Genomic DNA, 22,254 nt, shown 5'->3' with positions numbered 1-22,254 from the left:
GCGATCGATGATGATCTTACTGTGATCGACCGCACATCGTGATCTACAACACAGTACGCGAAGTTTCCGATTCTGGCTCGAACACGCCGTGGAACAGGCATTTTCCCGGGCCGCCGGAAGATCTCGGGAAGATCATCCGGCGATGGCGCAGATCGGATTCGGCGTTCCGATCGTGGCGCGGGCACGGTCCACCAGCCCGAGAACCGCGACCGCGACCTCCTCGGCGCGTTCGAGGATGACGCTGTGCCCGGCTCCGTCGAGGCGCACCAGTTCGGCGGCGGAGAGCTGAGAGGCCAGCACCACCGAATGTGCGAACGGGATCATGATGTCGGCCGAACCTGCCAGGACCAGTGCGGGCAGATCGGACAGCAGCGCCAGCGTCGCGGTCTCGTCGAAGCGGATCAGCGAGTCCAGGAAACTGGCCATGGTCAGCAGGGACGTGTCGTTGAGCATCGCGGTGGCCAGCGCGATCATCCGCGGGCTCACCGCACGGGTGCCGAAACTCGCCTCGCGCACGATCGGTTCGAGGATCCGGCCGCCGAACTGCTTGGACGCCTGCATGATTCGCGGTGCGCGCCGCACCGCGACCTGGAACGAGGTCACCGCGCGCCGATGCAGCACACGAGCCAGCCCGACGCTGGTGATACCGCCGGCCGCGGACGCGAGCAGGGCGATCCCGGCGACCCGGGCCCCGATCGCCGCGGGAAACAAGCGGGCGTACGCGAGCACGACCATCGCGCCCATCGAATGTCCGACCAGCACAACGGGTCCGGTCGGCGCTACCACGCGCAGCACCGCGTCCAGGTCGTGGCCGAGCTGTTCGATGGTGTAGGTGGACGGATCGGCCGCACCCGAGTCGCCGTGCCCGCGATGGTCGTAGAACACCATGCGGGTGTCCGAATCCCAGTGCGGCAGCAGGTGTTCGCGCAGGAAGGACCAGGAGTCCGCGCGCAGACAGTGGCCGTGGACGAATACGACGGTCAGCGACGCGTCGTCCGGGCCGAAGACGCGCACGGCGAGCGGGGTGCCGTCGTCGGCGCTGACGGTGGCGTTCCGGCCGTCGTGATCGTCGGCGAGGAGTGCGATCGTGGACATGACGTCCTCCTGGTGCGAGTCCGTTCTTGCCCGGTTGTCGAGTTGGATTTCCAGTGCGTTAACCGCGTCAACCAGGCGTTATCCACACGTTGTGGAATTGCGGCCGGTCGTCGATCGCGGTCGGAGGCGGTATTCCGGGGACTCTCGGGCGGTGCGCGACATCTTCGATCGGAATGCCGCGTGACCTGTATGGTTGACTTTTCTACCCATATCTAGCGATATGCATAGACTGTTGTAGCGAAAGGTGAGAGCGACGGGTGCATCGCCGGGGATCGGAATGCTCGGCCCTTGCGTTACCTATTCGTTATCAAACGAATCTATCAGTATCTAGGATTTATGCAAGAGATCTGTAGATTTCTGTGTTGAGCGGGCTGCCGAGCTGAATCTAGGTTCATCTAGAGGGGCAACTAGATACAGGTAGATTTCAGAATCGTGCGGCCTCGACCGACAGCGCTCGGCCGCGGCGACGCATTGTGGATGTCTCGGACGACGCCCTCAGGCGACGCTGCGGAGATATCGACCGAAGTGCGGAACCGTGAACCCGATGGTCCCCCGCTCGGCCGAATAGATCAGCCCCTTCTTGATCAGCCCGTCCCGAGCCGGTGACAGCGAAGCAGGCCGGCGACCCAGTTCCTTGGCGATGGCGGCGGTCGCCACCGGACCGTCGTCACCGGACAGTTCGGCCATCGCGCGCATGTACTCCCGTTCGGCCGGGGTCGCCCGCTCGTATCGGGACCCGAAGAATCCGACCGCCAGCTCCTCCTCCGCGGCGGGGGCGGCCAGCTCCACATCCTCGGCGGTGATCGGGCTCTGTGCGGCCAGATCCCAGGTCGCCTTGCCGTAGGCCTGGACGAAATACGGGTATCCGTCCGCCTTGAGATACAGCGAATCCAGCGCGTCGGAGGCGAATTTCACCTCCTCGCGCTCGGCCGGGGCGATCAGCGCCAGATCGGCCGATTCCCGGTCGAGCCGGTCGATGCGGTGATAGCTGAACAGCCGTTCGGAGTAGCTCTTGGAGGCAGACAACACCGCGGGCAGATGCGGCAGACCGGCGCCGACCACGATCAAAGGCGCTGCCTCCTGGCTCAATTCGTGACATGCGCCGCAGATCGCGGAGATGTCGGCCGGGCCCAGATCCTGCATCTCATCGATGAATATCGCGATGCCGACGCCGATGTCGCGGGCCACCTGCGCGGCCTCCATCAGCAGTTCGACCAGATCGATCTCGATATCACCGGAGTCGGCGCGGCCGGTCACCGCCGGGACGTCGATACCCGGCTGCCAGCGCTCGCGCATTCCCTTGTCGACGGCGGCGCGCAGCGCGAAAGCCTTGAGTATGCCCAGGAAGTCGTCGACCATCTCCAGATTGCGGTGCGCCACGGCGATCTGCCGCACCGCCATGTGCAGGGCCGAGGCCAGCGGCCTGCGCAGCTCCTGATCGGGCCGGGCCTCCAATTTGCCGGTGCCCCAATCACGTGCGCGCGCGGCCGAGCGAAGGTGATTGAGCAGCACCGTCTTTCCCACGCCGCGCAGACCCGTGAGCATGACGCTGCGTTCCGGCCGCCCGCGCGAGATGCGTTCGAGCACCACGTCGAAGGCGTCGAGTTGTTTCGTGCGCCCGGCGAGTTCGGGCGGGCGTTGTCCGGCGCCGGGGGCGTACGGATTGCGCACGGGGTCCATGCCGTTCCACGGTAGTGCGTCGCGCGGAAAATCTTCGGACATCTACCGCGTTCCCTAGATGCGACTAGCGAGGGATGTGCGGCTCGGGAATACGGTCTCTAGGCTTGTGGTTGTCGACACAGGTGTGACCCGTCGCGACGCCGCGGGGGCCGAGGGCACAGGAGAGTCATGAGCGAGGAACACGATGCCGGCGTGCCGCAGGTCGAGGTACCCGAAGGCGGTACCGCCGAGGTCGTCGAATCGTGGAACGTCCCGCGGGAAGCCGTTCTCGCGGCACGCATTCGCACGAACATCCTGAAGGCGATCGGCGAGGGCTACGACGATCCGCAACTGGTGGCCGATCTCGCGGTCGGTCCGCTCGTGATGGCGCTGGGACGGCTCGAGGTCGGACTGGCCGACGCGCAGCGTCGCATCGAGGAACTGGAACGCGCGCTCGCCGGGCGCGACGGCGGCCGGGACTGATCCCTCCCGGTTCGGCTTGCGGCAGCTCGTTCGGCCGGGCCGGATCGGTGGGCGAGGGAGTCGGGAGACGATTCGTCGCGGGCAGTTGTCAACGTCTCGGATTTGCCGGGCGATAACGGACAGAGTCGACTTCATAACGTTCCCACCCGCGTCGATAACAGTTGTGGCCGAGCCGATATCGCTCCGTTACTCGCTGCGCGACACGCCGAATCGGGCCCTGTCCTGGGGTTTTGCCGCGTTCGGTGCAACACGCCGTGCTGTGGGGTGGACAACATCACGCGCTAGCCGTAATCTTCTCGTGACTTGACGAAGTGGGCCGCTTCGTAGGGGAAACGGCCAGTCGAGTCACCGCTAAATCGGCGTTCGGGCGCAAGCTCGTTCGCCGAACCGAGGACCCAGATGTAGTGGGGTGAATCCTCGCCCGGCTTTATAAGGTCGGTCGAGGTAGGACCGATCTTCCCGGCCCGAACCCGTCAGCTAACTCGGTCGGCGGGTGGAGTGGAAGAAACAGGAGACTCAGCTCGGTGGGTAGACACAGTTTGCAACGGGAATCTCGGCTCCCGAATTCCGTGAAGGGTGCGCTCGTCATGGGTGCGGTTGCCTCGGCAACCGGTGCCATGCCTGCGGTTTCGGCGATGGCGCAGACCATCAACGTGCCCGGTGTCGGAGATTTCGATGTGCCGGTCGATTCGTCGTTCACTCAGCAGGTCAAGGCCGTGAATCAGGCGCTCGCCGATCACGCCGACCTGATCAAGGACCACGCGGATCAGATCAAGTCCGCGCAGAAGGCGCTGGCGCCGCAGAGCCTGCAGCAGCCGAACATTCCCGGCCTGACCGCGGCGCTGCCCGGTGCGAACGAGAATCACGGCCCGCAGAACATCGCGCTGACCGCAGCCAAGAGCAAGATCGGCTCGGACTACGTGTGGGGCGCCTCGGGCCCGCAGAACTTCGACTGCTCGGGCCTCGTGCAGTGGGCTTACAAGCAGGCCGGAGTGAGCCTGCCGCGCACCAGCTTCGAGCAGTCGCACGTCGGCAAGCCGGTCGCCTTCCAGGACCTGCAGCCCGGCGACCTGGTCATCCAGGAGGGCGGCGGCCACGTGGCGATGTACGCCGGCGACGGCAAGATCCTGCAGGCACCGCAGTCGGGTGAGACCGTCAGCTACGCGCACCTCGATCCCAACTCGATCGTCACCGCGCGTCGCGTCGCCTGATTCTCGCCCCAGTACCGCTCTGGAGGCGAAACTGCCACCGACGCAACCGAGTACAGCCCGGGTCGACTCCTGGACCTGGGCTGTCCGGCTGTTCAAAACCAGGTCGGCCGCCGCGACCGCATGTCGCGGCGGGCACGTCAAGGTGAACGGCGTTGCGGTCAAGCCTGCTCATCAGGTCAAACCCGGCGATGAGGTGCGGGCCCGGATCAACGGGCTCGATCGCATCGTCGTCGTCGAAAAGGTCATCACCAAACGCGTGGGTGCGGCGATCGCCGCACAGTGCCTGATCGATAAGAGTCCGCCGCCGCCTCCTCCCGAGATCGTGGCGACCATGCCTCGCCGTGATCGTGGTGCCGGGCGGCCCACGAAACGTGAACGGCGTGAGACGGATCGATTGCTCGGCCGAGGACCCACCGACTCGCCCTGAGTATGTTCATGCTGTTCGGCGCGCCGTGAAGTCCCTATCCACTTCACGCGCGTCTCTGGTCGACCGGTTATTCCCTTGCGGTGCAGTCGGTCACTGGTCGCCAAGAATTCGATGAGTGATCTTCGACACATCACCTCGCTGAATCGGACACCGACACACCGAAATTGGTCCGAACACCCGACGGACGGTCACCTCCGAGTGACGGTCTTCCGGCCGCCCGGTAGGTCTAGACAGAGCGAAACTCGCATTGCCAGAGATTTGCCTACTGGCCGAGACATCATGAGGTCCAGACTGATCCGGTCGACGCCGGGCGAATTCAGTTGCTGCTGGGAGCGGATCGGGCAGCCGAGGCCGCGGCGAATGCGGCGATGGCGATGGTCACGAGTGCACCCAGCAGCAGCGCCGCCGCCTCGCCGTGTTCGAGCACGTGCAGCTGGGTGCCGACGGTGACCGCCGCGACCGGCACACCGATCTGCGCGGCCGCCAACGCGCCGAACCGGATCGGCTGACCCAGCAGCCGCATCAGCACGTGCGCCAGCACAGCGGCCGCGCCGAGTGCGAATCCGAGCAGGATCAACCGCGGCTGATCGGCGAATTCGCGCAGGTTGAGCCGGGCGCCGAGCCAGACGAAGAACAGCGGACCCAGAAATCCCTCGGTGATCGCGAACAGCTGACGCGCGACGCGCCGAGGTTCGCCGACTCCCGCCACCGCGAGTCCACCCGCGAAGCCCGCCAACATGATCGAGACCTGCGTCCGCGTGGCCAGGGCGGCCAGGGCGAACAGCAGCGTCAGGCTGACGCGCAGCTCCAGTGCGAACTTTCGCTGTTCGGAGACGTGGTGGGCGCGACGGCGTCGTCCGGATCGGTCCAGATAGCGCAGGACGAAGAACAGCACGACCGCGCCCGCCGCGACGGCCAGCGCGCCGAGCGCCGCGCGCCCGGCCCGGGAGATGTCGATGACCAGCGGCAATGCCACGATGCAGGCGGTATCGGCGATCGCCACCTGCGCGGTCAGCTCCAGCACGGTTTTGCCTTGCAACCCTTGGGAATCGATGATCGGCAAGGTCAGCGCCGCCGACGAGGAGGCGATGAGCACCGCGTAGATCGCGCCGTGTCCGGTGTCGAACCAGCTCGCCAGGGTGAACCCGGCCGCCGCGGCGAGCAATCCGACCAGCACCGCGCGCAGCGCTCCGACCGCCAGCGCCGAGCGGACCGCCGGATCCCGCACCGGGACATGGGTGCCCGCCACGAACATGACCAGCGCGAATCCCATATCGGCCAGGAAGGAGAAGATCGGATCGCCGGGATCGAGCACTCGGAAACCGGTCGCGCCGAAGACGACTCCGGCGAGCAGTTCGCCGACGATCACCGGAACGTGCCAGCTCTCGCGCCAGGACAGCAGCGGCCCGACCAGGCCGAGCGCCAGAACCAGCGCGAGAGTCGCGAAGCTCACCGCCCTATTTCTTCCGTTTCTTCTTCCCCGATTCGGGGTCCCCTTCTCCGAGGTCGCTCAGAGCCGCGAGTTTGGTGGGGATCGGGATGTTCTCGTCCGCGTGGTAGCAGGCGCACACGCGGTGGTAGCCGTCGGCGATCTGGGCGGGGGTTCCGGTGGTCAGATCGCCCTGGACCAGCAGGATCGGGGACAGCGCCTTACCGGCCAGGATCTTGCCGAGATCGGCGCGGACGTGCGGATTGTCCGGCGGCAGCAGGGCGAGCCCGGCCGCGCGCAGGATGTCCTTGGCCTTCTTGTGCACGATCGGCGCACTGCCCAGTCGATCGAGCAACGTGGACACGGTATCCGGGTCCGCGAGCAGTTCGAGATACTCGGCCGCCGCCGGATAGTCGTGTTTTTCGGGTTCGTCCAGCCAGCGCACGGGATTGGTGGTCGCCATCGATACTCCTCCGCCACGATCTGTGGATGGGTGTGGATCAGGTTTACACCCTCGGCGCGGCCTCGATGCGGACCAACTCGTCCCGGCGGTAGCGGATCCGGCATTCGCCGCGCCGCAGCTTGCCGCTGGAGGTCTTGGGAATCTGCCCGCGCTCGACCAGGACCACCTCGGTCGGCGCGATATCGTGCGCGGCCGCGACGGCGGCGCGGATGCGGCGGATCACTTCGGCGGTATCGAAGGGGCGCTCGTTCAGCTCGGCGACCAGGATCAGCGCCTCGTGGGAACCGTCGTCCACACCGAAGGCGGTGATGTGGCCGGTGCGCACCTCCGGCGCGGAATCTGTTGCGGTGCTTTCGATATCGGCCGGATAGTGGTTGCGACCGGCGACGACGATCATATCCCCGAGACGTCCGGTGATGTAGAGCTGACCGTCGTGCTGGAAGCCGAGATCACCGGTGCGGAGCCAGTTCTCCGCCTCGCCGGGGGATCGTGCGCCGAATGTCTCGGCCGTCTCGCGGGGTTTGCCCAGGTATCCGGCGCAGACGTTCGGGCCGCGCACCCAGATTTCGCCTACCTCGCCCGCCGCTACCGGCGTGCCGGATCGATCGACCAGTCGAATGTGCTGGTCGGCGGGGGTGCCGCAGCCGACGAGCTGGACTCCGTCGCCCGGTTCGGCGAGGATCGCGCATCCGTCGGCCAGTGCGGCGCGATCGAATTCGGCGGTCGCGGGCGGTTCGTCGGGCGCGCCGAAGGCGACCGGCAGGGTTGCTTCGGCCAGGCCGTATCCGGCGGTGTGGGCGCAGTGCCGGAAGCCGTGGGGGGCGAAGGTTTTCGTGAACCTCGTCAGCACCTCGGCCCGGACGGGTTCCGCGCCGTTGAGCACGAGCGCCAGCTCGGACAGGTCCAGATCGGCGCGCTCGCGCGGTGTCGTGGCCGAAACAGCGTGCGCCAGACCGAAGTTCGGACTTGCCGTCGCTCCGGCATGGTAGTCGCTGCATGCCTGCAGCCACCGGATCGGGCGTTTGGCGAATTCGGCCGGTGGCAGGGTGATCGCGGGCACGCCGGTGTACAGCGGCAGCGACATGGCGAAGACCAGGCCCATATCGTGGAAGAACGGCAGCCAGGTGACGACGGGTTTGTCGTTCACCACGGGCAGTCCGGTGCGCAGTTGTTCGAGTGCCGCGGCGAGGTTGGCGTGGGAGACCTGCACTCCGGCCGGTGTTTTCGTGGAGCCGGAAGTGTATTGCAGATAGGCCGGATGTTCGGTGACCGGTTGCGGTGGCGCAGCTATGTCCGTGGGCTCGATGGACACCGGCAGGAGGTCACCCAGCGTGAATCCACTATCCGCCGTGGTTGTTTCGCTGCCCGGATCGACCAGGCTCAGTGTCGGGCGCGCATCGTCCAGGACGGCCGCGAGGCGATCGGCACTGCGGTGACCCTGCACCGGGAACAACGGGACGGCCACCCGGGAGGCGTACAGACAGGCGAGAAATGCCACCACGTAGTCGAGGCCGTGATCGCACAGGATGGCGACCCGGTCCCCCGGACTCGTCGCGGCGCTGATCTTCGCGGCCAGAACGCCTGCGGCGCTGTGTAATCCGGCGAAGCTCAACGAATGTGAGCAGCGATCTCGACCGGAGTACGACAGCGCGGTGAACGCGGGTGCAGCCGGCCGGTCCGCGGCCCATCGCGTCACCGCCGCGGCGAGCGCGTCGACCGATCCGCTCATCGGGTCTCCCCTCGACCATCGGACAGCCGCGCGGACAGTGCCGCACCGAGCATCGCCACGGTGGGATGTTCGAAGAGTTCGGCGGTCGCGATGCGAACCCCGAGCCGTGCCTCGAGCGTCCGGCGCAACTCGATCGCCAGCAACGAGGACAACCCCAGACCGGTGAAATCCACCTCCGGCCTGATACTTTCCGCCGAGATCCCCAGCGTCGCCGCCAGCGCGGCCCGGATGACCTGTGCCACCGGCACATTCGCAGTCGGCTCGATCTCTGCATCCGGAACCGAATCCGGATCAACTCCCGAGCCGATCGAACCGTCTGCGGGAACACCGTTGTCGGCCAGAGGATCTGCGCCCGGATTCCCCTCCGAGCGGCCGGTCGGCCCGTAGGTATACCGGGATTCATCCGTCACGGCACTCGCGTCCGCTTCCGGCACGGGGTTCGTCGGAATCCGAGCTGCGAGCGCGCCGAAGTAGCCCGGTTCGGCGGAGTGTGATGTTCGATCGGCGGGTGCACGCCGATTGCCGACGGGGGCGTCCGGGGCCGTGTGTTCCAGGTCGGTCGGCGTGTGGCCGAATTCGTCTGCGGAGGTGGGATGTCCTGGTTCCGAGTGGTGCTGGGGGATCGTCGGCAGGACGGTGCGGAGGCGGTGGGCTATGGGGGAATCGTCCGTGGTGGGCGTGTAGTCCATCGCCAGGACGTGGGGTCCGGGGTAGCCGCGCAGGGCGTCCAGGACCGCGGTGCCGCGGGCGGTGGTGAACGGGGTGATGCCCGCGCGGCGGAGATGTTCCGCGCCGCCCGCCGTGGCGGCCAGGCCGGATTCCCAACTGCCCCAGCCGATACTGATCACCCTGCGGTTCGCGCGGGTTGCCGCGAGCGCGTCCAGGGCGGCGTTGGCCGCGGCGTAGCCGGCCTGTCCGGGTGCGCCCAGCGCGCCGGTCGCCGAGGAGAACAGCAGAGCGAAATCGATCGGATCGGCGGCGGTCAGATCCAGCAGGTCGGCGGTCGCGGCGAGTTTGGGTTCGAACATCGATGCCAGCAGATCCGTTGTCACAGAGTTGAACTCGGCATCATGCAGCGCGCCCGCGGAATGTATCAGGCCGCGGATGGGAGCACCGCACTCGCGGATGTCGTGCAGGGCGTTGGCCAGATCGCGCGGATCGGTGACATCGCAGCGCAACACCACGATCCGGTCCTCGAGACCCTCGAGCAGCGGCGGGAGCGGACGCGGATGTCGGGTCAGCACGACCACATCCCCCGCGCCGGAGTCCAGCAGCCATCGCGCGGCCACCGCGCCGAGCGCGCCGAGTCCGCCGGTCACGACATATGCTCCGACAGGCTGGATTTCGACCGGACGCGCCAGGAAGGACACCGGCTCGAATCGCCTGGCCTCCACGCTGCCGGGCCCGATGCGCACCTCGTCCGGTCCCCCGGCCGACAACGCGAGACCGGTCAACGGCCCCGGCTCGGCTCGCTCGGCCCCCGCCCACACCAGCCGGACCGGCCGACCCGACTCCAACTGCAGGGACCGCACCAACCCGGCGATCCCCTGCTGGGTCACGCTCCAGCGATCGCGCAGCACCACGGTCAGCGACGCCATCGCATCGCACTCCTGAATCCGTTGCAGCAGTTCGAGTGCGCGCCCGATCTCCGCCACCGTCGATCCGGTCGCGGCCACCGCGGGCCACACCACGACGACCGCGGTGGGATCCCCGCGACCGGCGAGCGTCGCGGAAACGATCGGACTCGCCTCGATCGGATCCCGGGCAACCCGTTCGGCGGGCACCCAGGCGTCCATCGCCCGAGCCAGCCCGACCGCCAGCCGAGACTCCCCGATCACCAGCACCCGGCGAGCCCGCGAACTCCGTACCGCTCCTTCCGCATCCGGCGCCTCGACTCGAACCCATGCCTCGCGCCGCAACACCGGCCCGAGCCCGTGCGCGCCCAGCACGCCACGATCCCAATCGGATCGATCGAGTACGCGGAGATCGGCGCCGCGTGCCCCCGACCGATCCCATCGACCTGAAACGGAATCCGAGTATTCGCCGAAGTACTGCCCTGCACCGGCCGACATCGCACCTTCGACGCCCTGCTGCTCGGCAAGGGCGTGGTCCCCGAAAGAGATGTGCTGTGGTGTATCGGGTTGTGCGGCAGGGCCGTGGAGAGCTTCGCCGACGGGATCGCCCGCGTTCGGTCGAGCACCCTCGCGGCCTCGAGATGGCGCAGGAATGCTCGTGGTATTCGGCGATGACTGTTCAGGAGCTTGTGCCGGTCCGAGGGTCGTGGTGCCGCGGGCACCCGGCCGTTCGTAAGTGGTTGTGGCTGTGACGGAGTGGTCCCGGGGATCAGGGAGACGGACATAGTGGATGTGGACGCCGAGGAGGGCGGCGGCGGGAGCGCCGTGCTGGTCGGTGGCCAGCACATCGCAGTGCAGGCCGTCGGAGTCGGCGTTGCGGAGGAAGGCATGCGCCTGGGCGAGCAGGACCTCGGAAGACGCGGTGAGCCACGCGGAATCGATGCGGGCGGGCAGTGGCAGAACGTTGGCGGGCAGGTGCGGGCCCGCGGCGGCGGCAATGAGTTGCAGACAGCCGTCGAGAGCCGCGGCATCGAGCGGAATATGGCCGAGAAGCCCTATGGCGCTCGCGGATTCGGCGACGATACCGCGCAGGGGCCGGAAGCGGGGGCCGTAGTCGAGTCCCCGGACACGCAGCATCGCGTAGAACTCGCGCGTGTCGATCGCGCGCATACCGGGTTGGGCGATGCGGTGTGCATCGATCGCACGCATCCAGCCGACGATCTCCGCGGGCGTCGGCTCGGCGGCGACTCGGGCCGTGGCCAGCGTGACCGGGCCGGACACCTCGACCAGATCGGTTCCGGCATGGAAGGTGACATCGGGCAGGGCGGTCAGATCGGTGGGCTCGCGGACGGTGAACTCCGTGAGCCGGGTGGTCCGTTCTCCGGCGATTCGCAGTAGTCCGCGCAACCAGTACGCCGCCGGGACCATCGGCACACCCCGCACGACATGGTCGCCGAGGTCCTCGGCGGCGAGCTCGGGCGTCATATCGGTCAGCAGCGGGAAAGAGATATGGCGCCAGCGTCTTTCGAGAATCCGGCCGGGGAACGCGCCCAGTGCGGACCAGTCCGCGGATCGGCCCTCGAGGTACAATCTGGCCATGCCGTCGAGGAAGGCGGTGGCTTCGTCGTCCCGGTCGGCCATCGGATGCGTTGCCTCGCGGAAGTCCGGAAACTCCCGGATGGCCGGGGCCAGAATCGGATGCGGGGAGATCTCGATCGCGGTGGTGCAGCCGTCGGCCGCGGCGGATTCCACCGCGGCCGCGAGTTCGACTGTGCGCTCGGCGTTCTCGGCCCAGTACTTCGCGTCCAAGGCTGCGGAGGTGATCAGCTCACCGGGCCGGGTCGTGGAATACAACCGAATTCGCGGTGGGCGCGGGGTGATCCCGTCGAGCCGGGCGAGCAGTTCGGCCGCGGGCTCGTGGACCTGCGGGCTGTGCGCGGCGAAGTCCACCGCGATCCGCCGCGCGTAGACGCTGCGGCGCGTGGCCCGCCGGATCACCGTCTCCACATAGCGCGGCGTGCCGGACACCACCACCGACCGCGGACCGTTTATCGCGGCCACCGAGACGTGCGCGCGGACCGGGTCCACCAGTCGCCCGGCCTCCTCGGGAGTGGCCTCGAGCATCGCCATCGCCCCGTGCCCGTCCAGCTGCGCCAGGATCGCACTGCGCGCCACCACGATCCGGGCGCCGTCGCCGAGTGACAGCGCGCCGCTGACCACTGCCGCCGCGATCTCGCCCAGACTGTGACCGATCACAGCGTCGGGACGAATCCCCCAGTGCGCCAGCAGTTCCGTCAGCGCGATCTGGAATACGTACAGCGCGGGCTGCACCATATCGGTCGTATCGAGGCTGTGTGCGAAGCCGTGCCGGGGCGTCCACACCCGAGGCCCGCCGGCGGCGGTCACCGCATCGGTGGCCTCGGCCAGTGCTCGGGCGAACACCGGATACCTGGCCGCCAGACCCCGCCCCATCCGCTGATGCTGTCCACCCTGTCCCGAGAACACCAACAGGATTCGCCCGCGCCGCCGTTGCCCGGACGGGCGGTACACCCCTGCTGTGCGCATCGTGGGTTCCGCTGCATCGTCACCGGTCCTCGCCCGAGCATTCCCGACGGGCGCATCGACCGCAGGCGGAATCCCCTGGGCGGCCTCGGCCAGCTCCAGCAATCGGGCGACGGCCTCCGCGCGGTCGCGGGCGAGCACAGCACCGCGCATCTGCTCGGGTATCGATCGTGCTGCGGCAGCGGCGAATTCGCCGAGCGATCCGGTACCGCGACCCAGCGCTTCGGCCCAGCGCAACGCCTGCTGCCGAAGATCGTCGGCATCTCGCCCGGTGACCGGAAACAGTGTGGGCGGATCGGTCTCCGGCTGCGGTGCAACGGGATCCACCCCGCGCAACACCACATGCGCATTGGTTCCGCCGAATCCGAACGAGCTGACCCCGGCGTACCGGCCCGAGGCCGATTCCGCCGCCCACCCGATCGGCTCGGTCGGCACGGCCAGCCCGCGAGCGGCCAGCTTCAGCAGCGGATTCTCGGTGTGGAAATGCACGTTCGGGACAATCGTGGCATGCGCGATGCTCAACGCCGCCTTGACGATTCCGGTGACCCCGGCGGCGGCCTCGAGATGACCGAGATTCGATTTCACCGACCCGATCCAGACTCGCCGGGTCCGTTCGCCCTCGGACAGCACCGCGGCCAGTGCGCCGACCTCCACCGCATCACCCAACGGTGTTCCGGTGCCGTGACATTCGACGTATCCGACCGTGCCGGGATCGGCCCCGGCGCGTGTCCACGCCTGCCGGATCACCTGCTGCTGGGCGCGTCCGCTGGGCGCGTACAGACCGTTCGACCGGCCGTCGGAACCGACTGCGGCGCCGACGATCTCGGCGTACACCCGATTGCCTTCGCGGCGGGCGTCGGCGGTGCGCTGCAGGATCAGCACCGTGCAGCCGTCGCTGCGGGTGTAGCCGTCCGCGGCGGCGTCGAAGGGTTTGCACCGCCCGTCCGGTGCGAGGAATCCGGCCTGGTCCAGGTAGTCGGAGGCGTGTTGCAGCAGCGGCAGATTCACCCCGCCGACGATCGCCAGGTCGACCGTGCGGTCGGCGAGCAGCCGCATCGCCATGTCCACCGCGGCCAGCGAGGAGGAACACGCACTGTCCAGCACCAGACTCGGCCCGTGCAGATCCAGGGCGTAGGACAGCCGGTTGGCGATGATGCTCAGCGCGGATCCGGTGACCGCGTACGGCGCGTCGTATCCGCCCCGGCCGAGCACCACCGTGCCGTGGTCGTACCCGCACGCACCGAACAGCACCGCGGTGTGCGACCCGCGCACCCGATATCCGACACCCGCGTCGTCGAGCGCCTCGACCGCGACCTCCAGCGCGACCCGCTGTTGCGGATCCAGCACGGCCGCTTCACGTTCGGAGATGGCGAACCAGTCGTTGTCGAAGGCGTCGAGCCCGCGCAGATAGCCGCCGCGCCGGGTCCCGGCGCGATCGCGCGGCGGCGCTGTGGTGCCGTCCCGGCCCTCGCGCAGCAGTCGCCAGAACTCGACGACGCCGTGCGCGCCCGGCACGCGGCAGCCGATGCCGATGATCGCGACCGGGGGGACGGAGGCGGCGTCGGATTCCGTCGTGGTCGTCGAATCCCGCTGCCCCGGATCGGGGGCGGGCAGTGGGGTGCCGCCGGAGTCGGCTGTCATCGGGTCGCTAGATGTTCGACGAGCCGGTCGATATCGGAATGATCGAACAGGTCGGTGAGCGAGACCTCCACGCCCAGTGCATCCTCCAGCACGGCCGTGAGACGCGCCAGCTGCACCGACGACAGACCTAGATCGTTGAACGGGGTACCGACGGAGACGGTGTCCGCGGGGACGCCGAGCAGTTCCGCGATGGCCGTCACCGCCGCTGAGGTCAGATCCGACCGGTGTCCGGTGGACCGGCCTTCGACCGAAGAACGCTGCCGCACGGCTACTCCTCCCCGCATTCGGCGGTGGCCGCCGGCCGTCAGGTACCTCCGCCGATTATGCCGAGAACTCGCCGCGCGGAGAAGGGCTTTGCTGTGCGCATCCGGATCGCTACGGTGTCGCTGTGAACCAGCACACGAGCTCCGAGCCGGTTTTCGCCAACCGGGGCGCGTTCGGCAAAGGTGGTGATGTGACCGATTTCTCCGACGGCAGACCCGGCGCGTTGGGCACCCTCGCGCATTGCTGCGCCGCCCTCGCGGCGACGCCACGTCGTCTGCTGCATCCGCGGCGTCCCGATCCGGAGTTCCTGGCCGGACTCGAGTGCGCCCGAGTTCCGAACCCCCGCAACACGGTTCGCTTCACCGCCCTGTTGCAGGCGCGCACGTCGGCGCCGACCGCGCTGGTCGCCGAGGGCGTGCGCAGCCTGGGGACGCTGCCCATGGGGATGGGTGCGTTCCTGGTCGAACATCCCCGCGCCCGCTTCGTGATCGATCCGGCGATGTGCGCGGGCGTGCACAAGCGGGTGTTGCCCGGATTGCCTTTTCCGATGGGGTTGTTCGTCGCCCCGGGTAGAACGGTGCTCGGGCTCGAGGATGCGCTGGCGGGGCAGGATCTGTCCGGTTCGGATATCGATTTCACCATCGCGACCCATCTGCACTGGGATCACGTGTCCGGTTTGCTGGAACTTCCCGATTCGGTCGAATTGCGCGTTCCCGCAGTGGAATACGAGTGGGCGATGACGGGGGATACCGCGCCGTACGGCGTGGTGCGCGCACCCCTGCGCGATCGTGCCGTGCAGCCGCTGCACCTCGAGGGGCCGCCGGTGTTGACCTTCCCGGCCAGTCACGATCTGTTCGGCGACGGTTCGGTGGTGCTGCTGGATCTGGCCGGGCACACCCCCGGCAGTATCGGGGTACTGCTGGCCGTGAACGACGGCACGCATGTGCTGCTGGCCGGTGATGCGGTGTGGAATACCTTGCAGATCAAGCTCATCCGCGAGAAGGCGCCCATGCCCGGACAGCTCGTCGACGCCGATCGCGACCGCGCCTTCGACACCGTGCAGCGCCTGCACGCCCTGCCGCAGGGCATCGAGATCATCGCGAGCCACGACTTCAACGCGGTCGCCGAACGAGCCTGAGCCGGCGGCGCATTCGCCCCGGACACGGGTGCGGTCGACCGGGGACCTACCCCTCGGCCGGCCGTACCCGCGGGCGGGCTCAGTGCACGAACGACGCCAGCCGGTCGTTGATCAGGCCCTCCGCCTCGGTCACCATGCGGGAGATGAGCTCGTCGCAGGTGGGGATGTCGTCGATGAGGCCCTGGACCTGTCCGGCCGACCAGATGCCCGCATCGAGATCGCCGTCCTCGAATACGCGTCGTCCGCGCGCGCCGGCGACCAGATCACGCACGTCCTCGAAGACGCCGCCCGCCTTCTCGATCTCCACGACCTTGCGGCTGATCTCGTTGTCCGCCACGCGGGCGGTGTTGTTCATGGTGCGGAAGATGAGCTGGGTGTTGCGCTCGGTGTGCGCGACGATCTGCTCCTTGACCGTGTTGTGCACCGGCGACTCCTGAGTGCACATGAAGCGGGTGCCCATGTTGACCCCGTCCGCGCCCAGCGCCAGCGCCGCGACCAGACCGCGAGCGTCGGCGATACCGCCGGAGGCGATGATCGGGATCGACAGGGCCTTGGCGGCGGCCGGAATCAGGACCAGTCCGGGCACATCGTCCTCACCCGGGTGTCCGGCGCATTCGAAACCGTCGATGGACACGCCGTCGACGCCGATCCGCTCGGCCTTGAGCGCGTGCCGAACGCTGGTGCACTTGTGCAGCACCTTGATTCCGGCGTCCTTGTAGTACGGCAGGAACGGTTCGGGGTTGCTGCCCGCGGTCTCCACGATCTTCACGCCGGATTCGATGATCGCCCGGACGTACTCCTCGTACGGCGGCGGGTTGATCGAGGGCAGGATCGTAACGTTCACGCCGAACGGCTTGTCGGTGAGTTCGCGGGTGCGCGCGATCTCGCGGCGCAGATCGTCCGGGGTGGGCTGGGTGAGTGCGGTGATGAAGCCGAGGCCGCCGGCGTTCGCCACCGCCGCGACGAGTTCGGCCCGGCCGACCCACATCATGCCGCCCTGCACGATCGGATGTTCGACGCCGAATCTCTCGGTGAACCTGGTGCGCAACATCGGTGTCCTCCTGCTCGAGTGTGATCGGCGGCGTTCGGTGGAGATGCTGCCGGAACTACGGGCATCGCCGCCGTCGGATCTGGTGCTCGCGCCGTGTGCGGCTCCCGGCCCGAATGTCGTCGATAGTGGCATGGCCGGGCCACCGGGGACAACCCTGATGTAAGCGTGTGTTTGCGCGGTTAACTGAGACACTCAGTATTGTCTCGATGCTCGGACGATTTGTGATCGATGTAAATTAATGATCTGAGCTGCTGTGTTCTCCGGTAGCGATAGGTATTTAGACTACTCTTTGTAATCCTTGTCACGGCAAAAAGTTAGCTGGTATTCTCACTCTCGTTCAGCCGTGGACGCCATCGGGGCAGCCGGTGCGCGAGCGTGCGGCGGTTCCGAAGGGAGTTCGTGCATGACCACCGGTGCCCAGTCGCTCGCCGAGCCGATCCGATCGCGGCGCAACCACTGGAACAATCAGGTCGCCACTCATGCGGTGATGCGCCCCGATCAGGTCGCGTTCCGGTTCTCCGGGCACGACACCACGTGGAAGCAGTTCCACGAACGGTCCCTGCGATTCGCCGACGCGCTGTCCCGCCGAGGGGTCGGGTTCGGCGATCGCGTGCTGCTGCTCGCGCTGAACTACACCGAATACATCGAAGCCGTCTTCGGCATCAACGCGCTCGGCGCTATCGCGGTGCCGGTGAACTTCCGGCTGACCCCGCCCGAAGTCGCCTACATCGTGGCCGATTCCGGCGCCAAGGCGATCGTCACCGATACGATGCTGGCTCCGCTGGCTACCGGTGTGATGGACCAGGCTCCCGCGCTGCAGGCCTGCGTCGTCATCGGCGGGCAGACCGGCGAGGGTGTGCTCGGATACGAGGAGTTGCTCAGCGAGGGCGGGGAACCTCATGTGCCGCTGGATATTCCGGAGGACACCCCGGCGCTGATCATGTACACCTCGGGCACCACCGGCAGCCCCAAGGGTGCGGTGCTGTCCTACGAGAACATGAACGCCCAGGCGCTGACCTGTATCCGCGCAATGGAATTGGACGCCGGATCGATCGGTTTCTGCACCTCACCGCTGTTCCACATCGCCGGACTCGGCAGTCTCACACCGTATTTCATGCTCGGCGGCACCACCGTGCTGCATCCGCTCGGCGCGTTCAACGCGACCGAATGGCTGGACGCGGTCGAGCGGGAACAGGCCACCGCGGCGTTCTGCGTCCCGGTGCAGTGGCAGATGATCTGCGAGGAGCCGACGGTCAAGACCCGTAAGCTGGCGCTGCGCATGCTGTGCTGGGGCGCCGCGCCCGCCTCGGACACCGTGCTGCGTGCGATGGACGACTGCTTCCCGAACGCGCGCAACGTCGCGGTGTTCGGGCAGACCGAGATGTCGCCGATCACCTGCGTGCTCGAGGGTGACGACGCGATCCGCAAGCTGGGTTCGGTCGGCACGCCCATCCCCACCATCCAGGCCCGCGTCGTCGACGACGAGATGAACGATGTCGCCCCCGGCGAGATCGGCGAGATCGTCTATCGCGGACCGACTCTCATGCAGGGCTACTGGAACAAGCCCGAGGCCACCGCGGAGGCGTTCGCGGGCGGCTGGTTCCACTCGGGCGATCTGGTCCGCCAGGACGAGGAGGGCTTCGTCTACGTGGTGGACCGCAAGAAGGACATGATCATCTCCGGCGGCGAGAACATCTACTGTGCCGAGGTGGAGAACGTCCTGTTCGCACATCCGAAGATCCACGAGGCCGCCGTCGTCGGGCAGGCGCACGAGAAGTGGGGAGAGGTGCCGGTAGCCGTTGTGGCCCTGCTGAATCCGGACGACACCCTCACCCTCGAGGAGCTCACGCCGTTCCTGAACGAGAACCTGGCCCGCTACAAGCATCCCAAGGATCTGGTGATCGTCCCGGAGCTGCCGCGCAATGCCAGCGGCAAGGTCGTGAAAGTCGATCTGCGCAAGAACTATTCGGCCTAGCCTCACACCAGGTACATCGTCGCGATCCCCGCGGCGACGGCGCAGGTGGCGAAAATCCGTGCCGTGCCGAAACTTTCCTTGAACAGCAGGGTGCCGATCAACGCACCGGCGATGATGCTCGATTCCCGCAGAGCCGCCACCTCGGCCAGGGCCCCGCGGGTCTGGGCCCACAGCACCAGTCCGTACGCCGCCACGCTCATCGCGCCGCCCGCCACCCCGATCAGCCAGACGGGGCGGATCCGGCGCCACAGCGTGCGGCCGTGCGTGACGAACGCGCCCGCGGGTATGACGATCTGCTCCAACAGCATCAGCCACGCGATATAGCCGAGTGTGCTGTGCGCCAGGCGAACTCCGATGCCGTCGACCGTGGTGTACGCGGCGATCATCAGGCCGGTGGCGACGGCTGCGCCCAGTGCCGCCGGGCGGCTCGGATTCGTCCGCTGTCCCCACAGCACCAGCCATGCCAGTCCCGCCGAGATCAGCAGCACTCCGGCGAGCTGGCCCACGCTCGGCGATTCGCCCAGCAGCGTCGCCGCCAGCAGGGTGACCACCAGCGGTGAGGTGCCGCGTGCCAGCGGATAGGTCTGGCTCAGATCGCCGAGGCGATACGAGGTCATCAGCAGATAGTTGTAGGCCACGTGCAGCACCACCGACGTCGCGAGCCAGCCCCAGCTGGGTGCGGCGGGAATCGCCGCGACGAACATCAGCGGCAGGGCGCACACCATGCCGCCGAGATTCACGATCGTGATCGAGACGGTCTTGTCCGGGATCCAGTGCGCGATCGCGTTCCAACTCGCGTGCAGAGCGGCGGCCACCAGCGTGGCGATCAGCACCGTTGCCGGCACACCGGAGGCGGATCGATCCGAGATCGCTGCCGCGGCAAGAATATTCATCGCACGAAGGACTCTCTGTCATGCCCGGAATCCGGGCAGGCCGATAGAGTCCTCCAGGCTTTTATCCCTTCAGATGCCGGAGCCTCGCGTGTGCGATGCCCTCGTGGCGCAGCTCGGTCCGGTCCGCACAGACCTGATTGTGGTGTCGTTCAGGCGGTCTGCGCGCGAAACCCTATGCGCAATCTGGTCCAGACCATAACGCCGCACACCTCCGTCACGCCAGGGTGAGTCCGATCACTCCGACTCGGCGGGCGCGCTCAGATCATCTTGTTGTCGGTGAGCCACCGCATGATCGGCCAGCCGCAGAACACCGGCAACCAGCAGGTCAGCACGCGATAGAGCAGAACCGCGGGTACCCCGATCCCGGCGGATACGCCGAATGCGGCCAGACCACCGATCAGCGCGGCCTCCACCGCGCCGACACCACCCGGGGTCGGGGCGGCCGAGGCCAGCGTGCCGCCGATCATGGTCACCACCGTGACGGTCACGAATGTGGTGTGCCCGCCGAACGCCTCGATCGCGGCCCACAGCGCACCCGCCGCGCCGAGGGTGATCGACGCACAGCCCAGCACGATCATCGCCAGACGTCTGGGTTCGCGTGCGAGCGTGCGCAATTCGCTGACCACCTCGGCCAGCTGCGGACGCACCTCGGTGCGCAGCCAGCGCCGCACCTTCGGCACGAACATGGTCACCCCCAGCGCGCCGAACAACGCGCCCGCGGCGAAGTACAGCACCGTCGCACTCGGCACGAAATGCGACAGATTCGCCGAAACCCCCGCCGCCACACTGAAAACGATCAACAGCACCACGTGCGTGATCACCTGTACCGCCTGCTGCAGCGCCACCGCCGCGGTGGCCTTCACCGTGCCCATCCCGCTGCGCTGCAGGAATCGCACACTCAGCGCCAGACCGCCCACACCCGCCGGCGTCGTGGTGGCGGCGAAGGTGTTCGCCACCTGCATGAGCAGCAGATTGCGCGGATTCACCGATTCGCCCGCACACCCCCACAGCGCCATCGCCGCGCCCACATAGGTGAACGCCGAGACCGTCAGGCCCAGCAGCGCCCACCACCAGTTGGCCGTGCGCAGTTCGGTGAAGAAGGTCGGCACCTGGCTGATGTACGGATAGGCCACGTACACCAGGCCGATCAGCAGGATCAACTGGATGAACTGATTCCGGGAGAACCGGGTGATGTGCGCGGCCTCGATCCGATCCTCGTCGGTCTGGTGCAGGACCTGCTCGCGGACCTCCTTCATCACCGCGCCCGCATCGTGCACCGAATTCCGGATCAGCCGGGGCAGCGCCGACTTGGTCAGCCGCCGCGAGGCATCGATCACCGCCTGCTTGCCCAGCACCTCGATCGCGGTGCGCACCGCCGATTCCGCGCTGAACAGCGATCCGGTGGTCAGCAGCAGCTGTGCCACATCGGACTGGAAGCGGGTGTCGTACGCGCCGAACTCCGCGGCGGAGAACCCGCCGAACAGCACTCGCCCGTCGGCGATGCGGATCTCCTCGGCCCGCAGGTCACCGTGCGAGATCTGGGCGCGATGCATGTTCTGCAGCGCCTGCCACACCTGGGTGTGCACCTCCTCGCCCGCGGCGATGGACAGGATCTCACCGCGCGGAACGGTGTGCGCGTACAAGGTCCAGCCGCGTTCGAGGGCCGCGACGGTGAGCGGCTTGTTGTTGGCCAGCCCCAGATCCCCGATCGCGATACCCAGCAGGGCGCGATGTTCCACGCTGCGGCGCATGGACGCGAACACGGGCGTGCGCTCACTGCTGCGGAAGGCCACGAAACGTCGCAGCTGCCGCAACATGCCGCGGCTGCGCTGGTTCTGCCCGTACATCTCGATGGTGAGCCGGTGATTCGGCCCGGTATCGGCGGACAGCACCAGCGGACCCGGCCCGGCCGGGCGCACCACCCGGATCGCGGTGACCGTGTATCCGCGCCTGGCCAGCACCCGCACCGCACCGTCCAGCGGCACCTCCAGGGCGGGCGTGCCGACCACGAGCGTGATCACCGCGCCGACGAACCAGCCCACCGCCAGGCCGAACATCGCGCGCGAGGGCACCGTCAGGCTGACGAACAGATGCAGCGGTACGAAGGCCAGCAGCGCGGCCCACCACCAGCGTCGCCAGGACGCGGGCAGCCACGGGCTGGCCACCGTCAGCACCGCGGCCAGCATCGCGATCCAGCGCGGATCGTCCAGGAACTGCGACAGGAAGGTATTGAGCTGCTGGGGTTCGGCCAGATGCCAGCGCGGTGCGGAGATTCCGGTATCGGTGATCGACAACGCGAGCACGGCGATCAGCCCGGCGGTCAGATAACCGCCGAGCAGCTTCCACTGCCAGCGGAACAACAGCCGCACCAGGATCGCGAACGGCAGGGCGAAGATGGCGATGCCGTACAGCAGGTACACCAGATTGGACTGTTCCGGGGTGAGGATGCCCAGGATGTCGGAGACCGAGCGTTCCAGCGCCTCCCAGCGCGGCCGGGTGATCAGCGATCCGGCGATGACCAGCGCCACCAGCGCAGCGGACGCGATCACCCGCAGGATGTCGCTGGTGCGCCGGTTGTGTGGTTGCAGGAGGCTACCGGAGACCGGTATCTCCCGCCCGTCGACTCGCATGTCGTTTCGGCACTTTCGGATCGAGGGAGA

The 22,254-nt window shown here is 67.7% G+C and carries 15 protein-coding genes and 1 riboswitch; of the genes, 5 read left to right on the top strand and 10 right to left on the bottom strand.

Going from position 1 to position 22,254, the window contains the following annotated elements; all coding sequences use genetic code 11:
• Positions 1–132: 132 nt before the first annotated feature.
• The gene (locus tag ON40_RS33935; RefSeq protein WP_040829201.1) at positions 133–1,095 is read right to left on the bottom strand and encodes an alpha/beta fold hydrolase; all 963 of its coding nucleotides are present in this window, start codon (positions 1,093–1,095) and stop codon (positions 133–135) included.
• Positions 1,096–1,590: 495 nt separating this feature from the next.
• Positions 1,591–2,775, bottom strand: a complete 1,185-nt coding sequence (locus ON40_RS33930) for an ATP-binding protein (protein ID WP_040829200.1) — start codon at positions 2,773–2,775, stop codon at positions 1,591–1,593.
• Between the two features lie 168 nt (positions 2,776–2,943).
• On the opposite strand from ON40_RS33930, the gene ON40_RS33925 reads away from it, so the two are divergent.
• From ON40_RS33925 to ON40_RS33915, 3 genes are all read left to right on the top strand, one after another.
• Positions 2,944–3,237 carry a hypothetical protein gene (locus ON40_RS33925; protein ID WP_040829199.1) on the top strand — a complete coding sequence of 98 codons (294 nt, stop codon included), beginning with the start codon at positions 2,944–2,946 and terminating at the stop codon, positions 3,235–3,237.
• Positions 3,238–3,576: 339 nt separating this feature from the next.
• A riboswitch (cyclic di-AMP (ydaO/yuaA leader) is annotated at positions 3,577–3,743 on the top strand.
• An 81-nt stretch (positions 3,744–3,824) separates the two neighbouring features.
• Positions 3,825–4,448: a C40 family peptidase gene (locus ON40_RS33920; protein ID WP_051193994.1), complete on the top strand. Its 624-nt coding sequence runs from the start codon at positions 3,825–3,827 to the stop codon at positions 4,446–4,448.
• Between the two features lie 31 nt (positions 4,449–4,479).
• On the top strand, positions 4,480–4,875 hold the full coding sequence (locus ON40_RS33915; RefSeq protein WP_040829382.1) for an RNA-binding S4 domain-containing protein: 396 nt from the start codon (positions 4,480–4,482) through the stop codon (positions 4,873–4,875).
• Between the two features lie 316 nt (positions 4,876–5,191).
• Here the strand turns inward: ON40_RS33915 and ON40_RS33910 are convergent, their stop codons facing one another.
• The 5 genes from ON40_RS33910 to ON40_RS33890 are packed head-to-tail and all read right to left on the bottom strand — an operon-like array spanning position 5,192 to position 14,539.
• The gene (locus ON40_RS33910; RefSeq protein ID WP_040829197.1) at positions 5,192–6,328 is read right to left on the bottom strand and encodes a cation:proton antiporter; all 1,137 of its coding nucleotides are present in this window, start codon (positions 6,326–6,328) and stop codon (positions 5,192–5,194) included.
• A gap of 4 nt (positions 6,329–6,332) precedes the next feature.
• A complete protein-coding gene (locus ON40_RS33905) occupies positions 6,333–6,767 on the bottom strand; it encodes a hypothetical protein (protein ID WP_051193952.1) in 435 nt (144 codons plus the stop codon).
• Positions 6,768–6,810: 43 nt separating this feature from the next.
• Positions 6,811–8,496 (bottom strand): fatty acyl-AMP ligase, encoded by a 1,686-nt coding sequence (locus ON40_RS33900; protein WP_040829196.1) that lies wholly within the window; start codon positions 8,494–8,496, stop codon positions 6,811–6,813.
• Positions 8,493–14,273: a type I polyketide synthase gene (locus ON40_RS48550; protein ID WP_051193950.1), complete on the bottom strand. Its 5,781-nt coding sequence runs from the start codon at positions 14,271–14,273 to the stop codon at positions 8,493–8,495. The genes ON40_RS33900 and ON40_RS48550 overlap by 4 nt, the downstream gene beginning before the upstream one ends.
• Complete coding sequence (locus tag ON40_RS33890) at positions 14,270–14,539, bottom strand: acyl carrier protein (protein WP_051193949.1); 270 nt, start codon at positions 14,537–14,539, stop codon at positions 14,270–14,272. The genes ON40_RS48550 and ON40_RS33890 overlap by 4 nt, the downstream gene beginning before the upstream one ends.
• Before the next feature lie 122 nt (positions 14,540–14,661).
• On the opposite strand from ON40_RS33890, the gene ON40_RS33885 reads away from it, so the two are divergent.
• Positions 14,662–15,675: an MBL fold metallo-hydrolase gene (locus ON40_RS33885; protein WP_245568102.1), complete on the top strand. Its 1,014-nt coding sequence runs from the start codon at positions 14,662–14,664 to the stop codon at positions 15,673–15,675.
• Positions 15,676–15,754: 79 nt separating this feature from the next.
• Here ON40_RS33885 and ON40_RS33880 read toward each other — a convergent pair whose 3' ends face one another.
• On the bottom strand, positions 15,755–16,726 hold the full coding sequence (locus ON40_RS33880; protein ID WP_174435097.1) for an NAD(P)H-dependent flavin oxidoreductase: 972 nt from the start codon (positions 16,724–16,726) through the stop codon (positions 15,755–15,757).
• Between the two features lie 403 nt (positions 16,727–17,129).
• Between ON40_RS33880 and fadD5 the strand changes: the two genes are divergently transcribed.
• Positions 17,130–18,701: a fatty-acid--CoA ligase FadD5 gene (gene fadD5, locus ON40_RS33875; protein WP_040829195.1), complete on the top strand. Its 1,572-nt coding sequence runs from the start codon at positions 17,130–17,132 to the stop codon at positions 18,699–18,701.
• A 2-nt stretch (positions 18,702–18,703) separates the two neighbouring features.
• Here the strand turns inward: fadD5 and ON40_RS33870 are convergent, their stop codons facing one another.
• Positions 18,704–19,594 carry an EamA family transporter gene (locus ON40_RS33870; RefSeq protein ID WP_083896106.1) on the bottom strand — a complete coding sequence of 297 codons (891 nt, stop codon included), beginning with the start codon at positions 19,592–19,594 and terminating at the stop codon, positions 18,704–18,706.
• Positions 19,595–19,851: 257 nt separating this feature from the next.
• A complete protein-coding gene (locus ON40_RS33865) occupies positions 19,852–22,224 on the bottom strand; it encodes a lysylphosphatidylglycerol synthase transmembrane domain-containing protein (RefSeq protein WP_040829194.1) in 2,373 nt (790 codons plus the stop codon).
• Positions 22,225–22,254 lie beyond the last annotated feature (30 nt).

The sequence above is a fragment of the Nocardia jiangxiensis NBRC 101359 genome (genome assembly GCF_000308615.1).
In the GTDB taxonomy this organism is placed as follows: Bacteria; Actinomycetota; Actinomycetes; order Mycobacteriales; family Mycobacteriaceae; genus Nocardia; species Nocardia jiangxiensis.
Note: the sequence above shows the minus strand (reverse complement) of the source record. Positions and strands in the feature narration are given on the sequence as shown.

Coding starts and splice junctions, on each gene's coding strand:
- ON40_RS48550 (WP_051193950.1), bottom strand. CDS start 14,273: ATGACAGCCGACTCCGGCGGCACCCCACTGCCCGCCCCCGATCCGGGG.
- ON40_RS33870 (WP_083896106.1), bottom strand. CDS start 19,594: ATGAATATTCTTGCCGCGGCAGCGATCTCGGATCGATCCGCCTCCGGT.
- fadD5 (WP_040829195.1), top strand. CDS start 17,130: ATGACCACCGGTGCCCAGTCGCTCGCCGAGCCGATCCGATCGCGGCGC.
- ON40_RS33935 (WP_040829201.1), bottom strand. CDS start 1,095: ATGTCCACGATCGCACTCCTCGCCGACGATCACGACGGCCGGAACGCC.
- ON40_RS33905 (WP_051193952.1), bottom strand. CDS start 6,767: ATGGCGACCACCAATCCCGTGCGCTGGCTGGACGAACCCGAAAAACAC.
- ON40_RS33925 (WP_040829199.1), top strand. CDS start 2,944: ATGAGCGAGGAACACGATGCCGGCGTGCCGCAGGTCGAGGTACCCGAA.
- ON40_RS33930 (WP_040829200.1), bottom strand. CDS start 2,775: ATGGACCCCGTGCGCAATCCGTACGCCCCCGGCGCCGGACAACGCCCG.
- ON40_RS33880 (WP_174435097.1), bottom strand. CDS start 16,726: ATGTTGCGCACCAGGTTCACCGAGAGATTCGGCGTCGAACATCCGATC.
- ON40_RS33900 (WP_040829196.1), bottom strand. CDS start 8,496: ATGAGCGGATCGGTCGACGCGCTCGCCGCGGCGGTGACGCGATGGGCC.
- ON40_RS33865 (WP_040829194.1), bottom strand. CDS start 22,224: ATGCGAGTCGACGGGCGGGAGATACCGGTCTCCGGTAGCCTCCTGCAA.
- ON40_RS33920 (WP_051193994.1), top strand. CDS start 3,825: ATGGGTGCGGTTGCCTCGGCAACCGGTGCCATGCCTGCGGTTTCGGCG.